At 62.8% G+C, this 12,796-nt stretch carries 10 protein-coding genes and 1 pseudogene; 7 read left to right on the top strand and 4 right to left on the bottom strand.

The annotated features are described in order from the left end of the window. The coding region (locus WCE35_RS23040; protein ID WP_424595618.1) for a homocysteine S-methyltransferase family protein at positions 1-1,866 on the bottom strand (1,866 nt) is incomplete at its 3' end. A 4-nt stretch (positions 1,867-1,870) separates the two neighbouring features. Continuing rightward, positions 1,871-2,785: a methylenetetrahydrofolate reductase [NAD(P)H] gene (metF, locus tag WCE35_RS23035; RefSeq protein ID WP_424595617.1), complete on the bottom strand. Its 915-nt coding sequence runs from the start codon at positions 2,783-2,785 to the stop codon at positions 1,871-1,873. A 397-nt stretch (positions 2,786-3,182) separates the two neighbouring features. Between metF and WCE35_RS23030 the strand changes: the two genes are divergently transcribed. Beyond that, complete coding sequence (locus WCE35_RS23030) at positions 3,183-4,202, top strand: LLM class flavin-dependent oxidoreductase (protein ID WP_424595616.1); 1,020 nt, start codon at positions 3,183-3,185, stop codon at positions 4,200-4,202. A gap of 151 nt (positions 4,203-4,353) precedes the next feature. Here the strand turns inward: WCE35_RS23030 and WCE35_RS23025 are convergent, their stop codons facing one another. Then, positions 4,354-5,214 (bottom strand): prephenate dehydratase, encoded by an 861-nt coding sequence (locus WCE35_RS23025; RefSeq protein WP_424595615.1) that lies wholly within the window; start codon positions 5,212-5,214, stop codon positions 4,354-4,356. Between the two features lie 37 nt (positions 5,215-5,251). Between WCE35_RS23025 and WCE35_RS23020 the strand changes: the two genes are divergently transcribed. Together WCE35_RS23020 and WCE35_RS23015 are read left to right on the top strand one after the other, a co-directional pair. Further along, positions 5,252-5,554, top strand: coding sequence for a hypothetical protein (locus WCE35_RS23020; RefSeq protein WP_424595614.1), 303 nt, complete (start codon positions 5,252-5,254; stop codon positions 5,552-5,554). A gap of 83 nt (positions 5,555-5,637) precedes the next feature. After that, the gene (locus tag WCE35_RS23015) at positions 5,638-6,558 is read left to right on the top strand and encodes an alpha/beta fold hydrolase (RefSeq protein ID WP_424595613.1); all 921 of its coding nucleotides are present in this window, start codon (positions 5,638-5,640) and stop codon (positions 6,556-6,558) included. 35 nt (positions 6,559-6,593) lie between these two features. Here WCE35_RS23015 and WCE35_RS23010 read toward each other — a convergent pair whose 3' ends face one another. Further along, positions 6,594-7,358: a 3-deoxy-manno-octulosonate cytidylyltransferase gene (locus WCE35_RS23010; RefSeq protein ID WP_424595612.1), complete on the bottom strand. Its 765-nt coding sequence runs from the start codon at positions 7,356-7,358 to the stop codon at positions 6,594-6,596. A gap of 208 nt (positions 7,359-7,566) precedes the next feature. Here WCE35_RS23010 and WCE35_RS23005 point away from each other — a divergent pair, with 208 nt between their 5' ends. From WCE35_RS23005 to WCE35_RS22990, 4 genes and pseudogenes are all read left to right on the top strand, one after another. Beyond that, entirely contained in the window at positions 7,567-8,112 is a 546-nt protein-coding gene (locus WCE35_RS23005) for a c-type cytochrome (protein ID WP_424595611.1), read from the top strand. Positions 8,113-8,319: 207 nt separating this feature from the next. After that, the gene (locus tag WCE35_RS23000) at positions 8,320-10,221 is read left to right on the top strand and encodes an extracellular solute-binding protein (protein ID WP_424595610.1); all 1,902 of its coding nucleotides are present in this window, start codon (positions 8,320-8,322) and stop codon (positions 10,219-10,221) included. Between the two features lie 14 nt (positions 10,222-10,235). Beyond that, positions 10,236-12,083, top strand: a complete 1,848-nt coding sequence (locus tag WCE35_RS22995) for an extracellular solute-binding protein (protein ID WP_424595609.1) — start codon at positions 10,236-10,238, stop codon at positions 12,081-12,083. A 3-nt stretch (positions 12,084-12,086) separates the two neighbouring features. Next, positions 12,087-12,796: pseudogene (locus tag WCE35_RS22990) on the top strand (microcin ABC transporter permease); the annotation flags it as partial.

The following is a 12,796-nucleotide window of genomic DNA, read 5'->3' as shown; positions in this document are numbered from 1 at the left end:
GACGTCCTCGCAGGTCTGGCGCAGCTCGGGATCGATGTCGTCATAGACGATCATCTGGCCAGCATTGACGATGCCCATGTCCATGCCGGCATGAATCGCATGATACAGGAACACCGAATGCATGGCCTCGCGCACCGGCTCGTTGCCGCGGAACGAAAACGACAGATTGGAGACGCCGCCGGAAACATGCGCGCCCGGCAGGTTGTTTCGGATCCAGCGCGCGGCTTCGATGAAATCGACGCCGTAATTGTTGTGCTCTTCGAGCCCGGTCGCGATCGCAAAGATGTTCGGGTCGAAGATGATGTCTTCCGGCGGGAAGCCGAGCCGGTCGACCAGGATGTCGTAGGCGCGCCGGCAGATCTCGGTCTTGCGCGCGAAGGTGTCGGCCTGGCCGGCCTCGTCGAACGCCATCACCACCACGGCGGCGCCGTGACGCCGCGCGATGGTCGCCTCGTGGATGAATTTCGCCTCGCCTTCCTTCATCGAGATCGAGTTCACCACCGGCTTGCCCTGGACGCATTTCAACCCGGCTTCGATCACGGCGAATTTCGAGGAATCCACCATCACGGGAACGCGGGCGATGTCGGGCTCGGCGGCAACGAGATTGAGAAATGTCACCATCGCGGCTTCGGAATCCAGCAGGCCCTCGTCCATGTTGACGTCGATGATCTGGGCGCCGTTCTCGACCTGGTCGCGCGCCACCTGAAGCGCGGCGGTGTAATCGCCCGCGGTGATCAGCTTGCGGAATTTCGCCGAACCCGTGACGTTGGTGCGCTCGCCGACATTGACGAAGGGGATCGCGGGCGTCAGCTCGAACGGCTCGAGGCCGGAGAGCCGCAGGCGCGGCTCGATTACGGGAATTGCGCGCGGCTGGTGCGGGGCCACAGCCGCGGCAATCGCCGCGATATGGTCGGGCGTGGTGCCGCAGCAGCCGCCGACGATGTTGACGAGGCCGTCACGGGCGAATTCGCCGATCAGCCGCGCCATGTAGTCCGGGCTCTCGTCGTACTGGCCGAATTCGTTGGGCAGGCCGGCGTTCGGATAGGCACACACCAGGGTGTCGGCGACGCGGCCGATATCGGCGACATGCGCGCGAAGGTCCTCGGCGCCGAGCGCGCAGTTGAAGCCGATGGTGATGGGTTTTGCGTGCCGCACCGAGTTCCAGAACGCTTCCGGCAATTGCCCCGACAGCAGCCGGCCGGACTTGTCGGTGATGGTGCCGGAGATCATCACCGGCACGTCGATGCCGCGCGCCTCGCCAATCTCCGAGATGGCGTAGAGCGCCGCCTTGGCGTTCAGCGTATCGAAGATGGTTTCGACCAGCAACAGATCGGCGCCGCCGTCCAAGAGGCCGTTGAACTGCTCGCCATAGGCCTTGCGCAGATCGTCGAATGTCACGGCGCGGTAGCCGGGATTGGATACATCGGGGGAGATCGAGGCGGTGCGGTTGGTGGGGCCGAGCGCGCCGGCGACAAAGCGCGGCTTGCCATCCTCGGCGGTGACCCGCTCGGCGGCCGCGCGCGCCAGTTTCGCGCCATCGCGGTTGAGCTCATAGGCGAGGTCCGACATGTCGTAATCGGCCTGCGCGATCGAGGTCGAGGAGAAGGTGTTGGTGGCGACGATATCGGCGCCGGCGCGCAGATAATCGGCGTGGATGGCCTCGATCGCCCGGGGCTGGGTCAGGATCAGGAGATCGTTATTGCCCCTGACGTCGCGGTGGAAATCCGCGAAACGCGCGCCGCGAAACGCCGCCTCGTCATAGGCGAGGGCCTGGATCATGGTGCCCATGGCGCCGTCGAGCACCAGGATGCGCTCGCGGGCGGCCGCCAGCAGGGCGGTTCGCTTCGGGGAAACCGGCACGGTCATCGGATCAAGCGGCTTTCTGGGCGCAGTGCGGGCGGATGCCGAGCAGATGGCTGATGGCGAACACGAGGTCCGCGCGGTTCATGGTGTAGAAGTGAAAGGTATCGACGCCGTGCTTGGCGAGCTTTTGCACCTGGCCGGCGGCGACCGTGGCGGCAACCAGCTTGCGGGTCTCGGCATCGTCGTCGAGGCCCTCGAATTTTGCCGCGAGCCAGTCCGGCACGGACGTGCCGGCGCGGGTCACGAAGGCTCTCGCCTGTTTGAAATTGTGCATCGGCATGATGCCGGGCACGATCGGGATGTCGATGCCGCGCGCGCGCACCCGGTCGAGATAGCGGAAGTAGAGATCGTTGTCGAAGAACACCTGGGTGATGGCGCGGGACGCGCCGGCATCGACCTTGGCCTGCAGCGTGTCGATGTCGGCGTCGATGGTGGCGCTCTCGGGATGTTTTTCCGGATAGGCCGAGACCGACACCTCGATATCGGGGTGACGCTTCCTGATGCCCGCGACCAGCTCGGCCGAGGTCTGGTAGCCGTCGGGATGGGCGGCATAAAGCGTGCCGAGCCCGGTCGCGGGATCGCCGCGCAGCGCCACGATGTGGCGGACGCCGACCTCGTGATAGCGGTCGACGATCTCGTCGATCTCCCCGCGCGCAGCGCCAACACAGGTCAGATGCGCGGCCGGCAGCAGGTCGGTTTCCTTCCGGATGCGGGCGATGGTGGAATGGGTGCGCTCGCGGGTCGAGCCACCGGCGCCATAGGTCACCGACACGAAACTCGGCGAAAGCGGCGCCAGCCGCTTGATGGTCTCCCACAGGCTGCGCTCCATTTCCTCCGTCTTGGGCGGAAAGAACTCAAACGAGATCGCGGGAACTCGTGGCGCACGCTGCCCATCGGATGCGGCGGACGTAACCTCGGTCATGGCACTCACAGGCTCCACAGGGATTTCAGGACATCAGGCCTAGCTGCAGACCCCCTAAAATAGGCCAAACGAGACGGACCAAACAGCCCATCTGCGATGGGAAATTGCCCAATAATTATACAGATAATGAAATAAATAGTAGATGTTTGGAATGGTTGGGCAAGCTCTGACAGAGCTGTTATCGGTCGATAGATGCCCGTATTTGAAAGATAAATGCCGTATTCGGACTAAAATTAGGGGTTGAATTTGATTGTGGGCAGATATGATTTCAAGGGAAAATCCGTTTACATGTCCCACTTTATTCCCTTCCGGAACCAAACTCCAGTTCCGCCGTCGCGGGCCTGATCTGCGCGGCCAAGGGCTTTGTGAGCTTCATGGGCCGCATTAGGTTGGGGCCATGATCCCGCTTTCCGTCCTCGACCTCTCGGTCGTCACCACAGGCACAAAACCCGCCGCGGCGCTGCGCAACAGCATCGATCTGGCGCGCCATGTCGATGGTCTCGGCTATGTCCGTTACTGGCTCGCCGAGCATCACAATCTGGCTTCGGTGGCGAGCCCGGCGCCCGATTTGATGATCGGCCAGATCGCGGCCGTCACCAAGAACATCCGGGTCGGCTCCGGCGGCGTGATGCTGCCCAACCATGCGCCGCTGGTGGTGGCCGAGCGCTTCAAGATGCTGGAGGCGCTGTTTCCCGGCCGGATCGATCTGGGTTTGGGCCGTGCGCCGGGCACCGATGGCGCCACCGCGCACGCGCTGCGCAGCCGGCTTGATCGCCGCGAGGGCGATGATTTTCTCGAACGGCTGCATGAACTGATCCTGTGGGAAACGCGCGATTTCCCGCCCGGTCATCCCTACAACAACGTGGTGGCGATGCCGGACGATTCGCCGCTGCCGCCGATCTGGCTGCTCGGCTCCAGCGACTACTCTTCGGAACTCGCGGCGCAGGTCGGCATGGGCTTTGCGTTCGCGCATCACTTTGCATCCTACGATGCCGTCGCCGCGATGACGAACTACCGCGCCCATTTCAAGCCGTCGGGCTGGCGCGCGGCCCCGCATGGCATTCTCGCGGTCGCCGCCGTTGCCGCCGAAACCGATGCCGAAGCAGAAAAGCTCGCCTCGTCGATGGACCTCAACCGCCTGCGCCGCGACCGCGGCCAATATCTGCCGCTGCCAAGCGTCGAGGAAGCGCTGGCCTATCCCTACACCGACGCCGAGCGCGCCTCGATCGCGCGCAACCGCGCGCGGCTGTTCGTCGGCAGTCCGGCGACGGTGATGCAAAAGCTGCAGCCGATGCTCGACGCAAGTAAGCCGGATGAGCTCATGATCATCACCGCCGTCTACGACCACGACGCGCGCAAGAAATCCTACAGCCTCCTGGCGGACGCGTTCGGGCTCGGCAAGAAGGCAGCGGCGTGATGGCTCTCCGTTCCCCGGATGCTGCGCAGCACGCCGCTCTTTGCGGCGTGGTGCGCTGCTGATCCGGGGTCCATCGCCTGTCGGCGAGAGTGGGTCCCGGCTCTGCGGAGCAGCGCTGAAGTAGCGCTGCACCGCGTCCGGGCACGAAAGCTCACTCCGCCTTCTCGCTGAACGTCGCCCGAAACGGGTGCGCCGGATAGACGCCGACGATGCGGAATTCGCGCGAGAAGAATTTTAGCTCTTCCAGCGCAAAGGCGAGACCCTTGTCGTCGGGATGGCCGTCGACGTCGGCGTAGAACTGGGTCGCAAAGAAATTGCCGTCGACCATGTAGCTTTCCAGTTTCGTCATGTTGACGCCGTTGGTGGCAAAGCCGCCCAGCGCTTTGTAGAGCGCGGCCGGCAAATTGCGCACCCGGAAAACAAATGTGGTGACCAGCGGCCCCGAGCCCTGTCTGGCCCAGCTGGTCTCGCGCGCCAGCACCACGAAGCGCGTGGTGTTGTGGGTTTCGTCCTCGATATCCTCGGCCACAATATCGAGGCCGTAGATGTCGGCGGCCAGGCGCGAGGCAATCGACGCGCAGCTTTTGTCGCCGCGCGCGGCGACGATGCGGGCTGAGCCGGCGGTGTCGCCCGAGACGATCGGCTTGATGCCGAGCTTGCGGATGATGCGGCGGCACTGGCCGAGCGCATGGACGTGGCTCTCGACCGTCCTGATGTCGGCGAGTTTGGCGCCGCGCGGCGCCATCAACTGATGATGGATCGGCAAAAACCATTCGCCGACGATGAACAGGCCGGAATCCGGCAACAAATGATGGATGTCGGCGACGCGGCCGGCGACCGAATTCTCGATCGGAATCATCCCGAGATCCGCTTCGCCCGAGGCGATCGCGGCGAGCGCGTCCTCAAACGTCGGGCAGGGCAACGGCTCGGCGCCGGGATAGGCTTCGGCGATGGCGATATGGGAATTGGCCCCCGGCTCGCCCTGAAACGCGATTTTCGGCTTTTTTGTCATGGTGTGTTCCTGGCGCCTTGTATCAGCCGTTCAGGCCTTGGCGATAGCGTTTTCGAGCCAAGCGGACGCCGGTTCGCGTGAAGAAAACGCGTTAAGACAAAAGGATAGCGGCTCGTTCAACCAGGGCCGATGGACTCGATGTCGCCTGACCGATCCCGGCTGGTTCGATATTCAGGTGGGCCGCCGCACAAGGAGGCGGCCGCTGTCGCCGTTTTTGAACACCACGGATAGCGATCGAGGCGGTCCTAACGACGATCGCAGTGTGAAAGACATTACACCAGCAGAGTTGGGCATGACCCGCCTTGGCGCAATTCTTTACTTGAATGTGATCCGCTTGTAGCGCTCCATACCAGTGGTATCGTAACATATCGCAAGGCCGATGCTCAGAGCGTCGGACCAATCACTACGAGGGAGGAATGGCCCATGCGCGTTGTAAAAGCCATGTCGCAAGCGCTTCTGCTATTAGGACTGATCGTTGCACCATGCCTGGCGATCGCCGCTGAACCGACCTTCAAGGAGGCATGGTTCACGACTAACGACGGCGTCAAGCTGCACTATCTGGAGGCCGGCTCGGGCAAGCCCCTGGTGATGATTCCGGGTTGGTCACAATCGGCGATGGAGTTCAAGCATCAGCTGGCTGGCTTGAGCGACAAATACCACGTCTATGCCCTGGACATGCGTGGCCATGGGGAATCCGCAAGGCCGAACCACGGGTACCGCATTCAACGACTGTCGGCGGACGTCCGCGAGTTCCTTGTGGCGAACAATCTAAGCGGGGTGACATTGGCCGGCCACTCCATGGGGTGCTCAGTAATATGGGGTTATTGGGAGCAGTACGGCAGCGATCGTCTTTCGAAGCTCATCCTGGTCGATCAGATGCCGATGATCACGAGCAACCCCGCCTGGTCACCACAAGAACTGGAGGACGCTGGCGCGATTTTTGACGGCAAGTCGCTATTTGATAATGTCAATGCGTTGGCGGGCCCCGACGGCGTGAAGACCTCGGAAGGGTTCGTCCGCGGCATGTTCACCAAGCAGTATGCTACGGACGCGGTAAACTGGGTGATTCAGGAAAACCTGAAGTTTCCACGAGAATATGCGGCACGCCTGCTGTTCGATCACGGCACCAACGATTGGCGAGACCTCATTCCAATGATCAACATCCCAACTCTGGTCGTGGGCGGCAAAGCGAGCCTCGTTCCCTGGAAGTCTCAGGTCTGGATCGGGAAACAAATCAAGGGCGCGAAGACCGAAATCTTCGAGGAGAACGAGGGCGGCGCGCACTTCATGTTCCTGGAGAACCCCGAGAAGTTCAACCGGCTGGTAAAGGAGTTCAACGGCTGACGTGGTCGGTCGAGAATCTCAACAGCACCGCGACGTTATGGAAGCGCCGGCCGAATACCAGAACGAGACGCTAATATCCGGCGGGCGGTTTCCAGGTCGGCCGGCGTATCGACGCCGCGCGGCACCGTGTCGACGATGGTGACGTCGATGCGCATGCCGGCCTCGAGCGCCCGCAGCTGCTCGAGCTTTTCCTGGCTTTCCAGCGGGGACGGCGGCAGCGACACAAACCGCGCGAGCGCGGCCCGGCGATAGGCGTAGAGGCCGATGTGATGGTAGCGGGGGCCGTCGCCGTAAGGCGCCGTGGCGCGGGTGAAATAGAGCGCGCGCAACCGCTGCGGGCCGATCGGCGAGCCCACCGCCTTCACCACGTTCGGATTGGTGCTCTCCTCCTCGGTATGGATTTCGGCCGCCAGCGTCGCGATATCGACCGCGGGGTCGTCGAGCGGCGGCAGTACGCCGCGGATATTCTCGGGGCGGATGGTCGGGAAGTCGCCCTGCAGATTGACCACGATCTCGGTCCGGCCCTCGGGATCGAGGGTTTGGAGCGCCTCGTAAATCCGGTCCGAGCCGGAGGGGTGATCGGCGCGGGTCATCACCGCCTCGCCGCCATGGGATTTGACGGCGGCTGCGATTTCCGGCGTGTCGGTGGCGACCGCGACCCGGCCGATTTGTGCCGCTTCCGCCCGGCGCAGCACATGGATGATCATCGGCAGGCCGGCGATCTCCAGCAGCGGCTTGCCGGGCAGCCTTGTGGCGGCCATGCGGGCGGGAATCAGCACCAGGATGCGGGTTTCGGTCATCGGCTTGACGTCAGGGGCGGCACGAAAAGCCGCCGGAAATAGTGGGGATCGGCGCAAAGTCGGGGCGTTTATACGGGTTGCCAGCGCGTGGGCAAACCGATATCTCAAGCCTTGCTCGGGCGCGGCGCGAAAGCCTGATTCCTCGAGCTCATTCGCGGCCGTCTCTCCGGCCTTAAGTCGACCTTCCGGCCTGGAGCCTGATCCGAAAATGGACTCCTTCGAACTCAACAAGATCATCGGTGCCATTCTCGGCACCTGCATTCTGCTGCTGGTGACGAGCTTTACGGCCGGCGCGATTTTCGCGCCGGTGATGCCGGCAAAGCCCGGCTTTGAGATTGCCGTGAAGGAAGAAGCCCATGGCGGGGCCAAGGAAGCCGCGGCGCCGTCCGAGCCGATCGAGAAATTGCTGCAGACCGCCTCCGTTGAAAAGGGCGCGGCGGCGGCCAAGAAATGCGCCGCCTGCCATACCTTCGAGAAGGGCGGTCCGAACCGGGTCGGCCCGAACCTGTTCGGGATCGTCGAGCGCGCCCGCGCCAGCGAGGCCGGCTTCAACTATTCCGCCGCCATGAAGGGCAAGAGCGGCAAGTGGACCTACCAGGAACTCAACGCGTTCATCGCCAATCCCAAGGCGGCCGTTCCTGGCACCGCGATGGGCTTTGCCGGTATTCAAAAGGACAGCGAGCGCGCCGACGTGATCACCTATTTGCGCACCCTGGCCGAAACCCCGCTTCCGCTGCCGACCGCGGCGAAGTAGCGGTTCGATCGCCCGGCTCGGACTTTCGTCGAACGGCCAGGCCTCGCCTGGCCGTTTCCATATGGTGATCGCGTGGTCGTTACCGGGACGTATCGCCGCACGGCGGTGTTATCAGGCTATATCATGAGGAAAAAGCAACGTCATTTGTCGAACCCTTGCCTTATATTGGGTCCTCAGTAGCAGCGGTCAGCAACAGGAATTCTTCATTTGGCAATTACCAGACGGCATCTTCTGCAAGGCGGCGCCATGGCCGCGATGGCTCCGGCGCTCGGCGTCGCGGCGGGCCTCCCGGCAATCGAAACCGCGCAGGCGCAATCGGCGACCGGCGAGCCGGGCTGGCGCCATGCGCTGTCGCTGTTTGGCGACGTCAAATATCCACCTGACTTCAAGCACTTTGATTACGTCAATCCCGATGCGCCGAAGGGCGGCGTCGCGCGCCAGATTCTGATCGGCACATTCGACAATTTCAATGTAACGGTTTCCGGCGTCAAAGGCTCGATCGCATCGGCCGTCCAGTTGATCTATGAATCGCTGATGACGCCATCGTTGGACGAGGTTTCGACCGAATATGGCGCGCTCGCCGAGGCGGTCAGTCATCCCGCGGATTTTTCGTCCGTCACCTACCGGCTGCGGCCGCAGGCGAAGTGGCATGACGGCACGCCGGTAACGCCGGACGATGTGATCTTTTCCCTCGATGCGTTCAAGAAACATCATCCGCAATACTCGGCCTATTACCGGCATGTGGTGAAGGCCGAGAAGATTGGCGATCGCGCCATCAAATTCACCTTCGATGGACCGGGTAACCGGGAACTGCCGCAGATCGTTGGCCAGCTCACGGTGCTGCCCAAGCACTGGTGGGAAGGCGCCGACGGCGAAGGCCGCAAGCGCGACATCTCCGCGACCACCCTGGAGAAGCCGCTCGGCTCCGGTCCCTATCGCATCAAGGATTTCGTCGCCGGCCGATCGGTCGCGCTGGAGCGCGTGAAAGACTACTGGGGTCGCGATCTCAGCACCGATATCGGCCGCAATAATTTCGACGAGCTGCGCTACGAATATTTCCGCGACTCGATCGTGGCGCTTGAGGCCTTCAAGGCCGATCAGGTCGATTGGCGTACCGAAAACAGCGCCAAGAATTGGGCTACGGCCTATGATTTCGTCGCCGTCACTGAAAAGCGCGTGCTGCTGGAGGAGTTTCCCAACCGCAGCTCCGGAATTATGCAGGCATTCGCGCTCAACATACGCCGCGACAAGTTCAGGGATCCGCGGGTGCGCCGCGCACTGAATTTCGCATTCGATTTCGAAGAGATGAACAAGCAGATCTTCTTCGACCAATACAAGCGGATCAGCAGCTATTTCGACGGCACTGAGCTGGCATCGAGTGGCCTGCCGGAGGGCAAGGAACTCGAGATCCTGGAAAAGGTCCGCGCCGAAGTGCCCGGCGAGGTTTTCACGAAGGCCTACACCAATCCGGTTGGCGGCAACCCCGAGGCGGTGCGCGAAAACCTGCGCGAGGGACTGCGGCTGCTCAAGGAAGCCGGTTACGAGGTGCGCGATCGCAAGCTGGTCGACAGCAAGACCGGCAGCCAGTTCACGCTTGAGCTGTTGAATGCGGAGCCAAGTTTCGAGCGGGTCATGTTGTTTTTCAAACCCTCGCTGGAACGGCTTGGTATCGCCGTCAGCGTCCGCACCATCGATCCGACGCAGTACGAAAACCGGCTCCGAAGCTGGGATTTCGACATCGTGGTGTCATCCTGGGGCGAATCCCTGTCGCCCGGCAACGAGCAGCGCGAATTCTGGGGTTCGCCGGCCGCCGATATGGCCGGCTCGCGCAACATCATCGGTATCAAGAATCCAGCGATCGACAAGTTGATCGAACGTGTCATCTTTGCTGTCGACCGCGACGACCTCGTCGCTGCGACCAGGGCGCTCGATCGCGTTCTGCTGTGGAATCACTACGTCGTGCCGCAGTGGAACTATCCGAAAGTTCGCACGGCGCGCTGGGACCGCTTCGGCCGGCCGGCTGAAATGCCAAAATACGGTCTGTCCGGCTTCCCCGCGATCTGGTGGCATGACCCCGACAAAGCCGCCAAGATCGGCAAGCGGTCTTGAGGGATATTCCACGCATGGCGCACTTCACCCGTCGGCACGCGCTGGGGCTCGGTATCGGCGCACTGGGCGCCGCGCGATTGGCGCCGGCCGGTGCGAGCGGCGAAGGCGTCGCCAGGCATGGCCTGTCGGCGTTCGGCGAACTGAAATACGCCGCGGACTTTCACCATTTCGATTACGTCAACGTCGGCGCCCCGAAGGGCGGGACGTTCTCTCAACTGGTCGGCGCGGGCGGATCGACGTTCGATTCGTTCAACGCCTATATCGTGAAGGGCGATGCCGCGAACGGAATGAGCTTGACGTTCGCCTCGCTGATGGCACGCGCCTTCGATGAGCCGGATGCGATCTATCCTTTCGCCGCGGAGGAGTTGACCGTTTCCCCGGATGGCCTCGCGTTTCGCTTTCGCCTGCGGCCGGGGATCACGTTCCATGACGGCAGCGACATCGGCGCCGAGGACGTCGCGTTCTCGCTGACGACGCTGAAGACCAAGGGACATCCCAATCTTTCCTCGGTGCTGCGCGATGTCGCCGACATCGTGGTCGATGACAAGCGGACCGTCATCCTGCGCTTCGCGCGGACGCGCGGCCTCGATGCTCCCGCGCTCGCCGCTGCGATGCCGATCTTCTCGAAAAAATACTATACCCAAAAATCCTTCGAGGAGACTTCGCTTGAGGCGCCGCTCGGTTCCGGCCCTTACCGCGTCGCGCGTTTCGAGCAGGGACGCTACGTGGAGTTCGAGCGCGTCAAGAACTGGTGGGGCGCCGACCTGCCGGTCTCGCGCGGGCAATACAATTTCGATCTGCTGCGCGATGAATACTACCGGGACCGGGAGGTTGGCTTCGAGGCCTTTGCCGGTCACAACTATCTTTTCCGCGAGGAGTTTACCTCGCGCGTATGGGCCACGCGATATGATTTCCCCGCCCTTCGCGACGGGCGGGTGAAGCGCGCGGTGATTCCCGACGAGAGGCCTTCCGGGGCTCAGGGCTGGCTGCTCAACACCCGCCGGGACAAGTTCAGGGATCGCCGCGTTCGCGAGGCGATGACGATCGCCTTCGATTTCGAATGGACCAACAAGAACCTGATGTATGGTTCCTACGAACGTACCCATTCGGTGTTCCAGAATTCCCAGATGATGGCGAAAGACGAACCCTCGCCGGAAGAAGTCGCGCTGCTTGAGCCGTTCCGCGACCGCCTGCTGCCGGAGGTGTTCGGGCCGGCCTGGGTCCCGCCGGTGACCGACGGGTCCGGGCAGGATCGCAAGCTGCTGCGCAATGCCGGTGAACTGCTCAACGCGGCGGGCTGGACCGTGAAGGACGGCCGGCGGATGAACGCCAACGGAGAGCAGTTCACGGTCGAGTTCCTGCTCACCGAGCGGTCGTTCGAGCCGCACCATTCGACCTTCATCAAGAATCTGCGGGTGCTTGGCGTCGATGCCAATATCCGTTTGGTCGATCCGTCGCAGGGCGAGGCGCGCACGAAGGATTTCGACTTCGATGTCGTGGTCGCGCGGTTTATCTATCCGCAGATACCCGGAAGCGCGCTGCGAACCTATTTCTCGAGCGATTACGTCGCCCAGAAGGGCTCGAACAATCTCGCCGGGATTGCCGACCCCGTGATCGACCTGCTGGTCGAAAAGGTGGTCGCGGCCCAGAGCCAGGCCGAACTCAACACCACCTGCCGCGCACTCGACCGGGTGCTGCGGTCCGGACGCTATTGGATCCCGCACTGGAACAAGGCCTCGTTCTGGATCGCCTACTGGGATCAGTTCGGCTTCCCCGCGATCAAGCCGCGCTACGCACGCGGCGCGCCGGAGACCTGGTGGTACGATCCGAACAAGGCGGCCGCGGCCGAGCAGGCGAAATAGCCCATGAGCGCCTATATCGCCCGCCGCATTCTCCTGATGATCCCGACGCTGCTCGGCATCCTCTTCGTTTCCTTCGTCGTCGTGCAGTTCGCGCCGGGCGGACCGGTCGAGCGCGTGATCGCGCAGCTCTCCGGAGCGGATACCGGCGCGGCTTCGCGGGTGTCGGGATCGTCCGGCGGCGATTTCGGCGCCCGTCCCCAGATCGGGGCGTCGGCGGATGTGGTCAACTCGAAATACCGCGGCGCGCAGGGGCTCGATCCGGATTTCATCAAGAAGCTGGAGGTGCAGTTCGGCTTCGACAAGCCGGCGCCGGAACGCTTCGCACTGATGGTGTGGAATTTCGTGCGGTTCGATTTCGGCAAGAGCTACTTTCGCGACGTCAGCGTGCTGCAACTGATCAAGGAGAAGCTGCCGGTCTCGATGTCACTCGGAATCTGGATGACGCTGCTGACCTATCTGATCTCGATCCCGCTCGGCATCCGCAAGGCGGTGCAGGACGGCTCGCGGTTCGACACCTGGACCTCGGCTGTGATCATTGTCGGCTTTGCGATTCCGGGGTTCCTGTTCGCGATCCTGCTCATCATCCTGTTCGCCGGCGGCTCGTTCTTCAACCTCTTCCCGCTGCGCGGCCTGACCTCCGACGGCTGGGCGCAGTTTCCCTGGTACTGGAAGATCCTCGATTATTTCTGGCACATCACGCTGCCGCTGTTTTC

Origin of the sequence: Bradyrhizobium sp. (genome assembly GCF_049691595.1) — a bacterium.
Taxonomy (GTDB): Bacteria; Pseudomonadota; Alphaproteobacteria; order Rhizobiales; family Xanthobacteraceae; genus Bradyrhizobium.
Note: the sequence above shows the minus strand (reverse complement) of the source record. Positions and strands in the feature narration are given on the sequence as shown.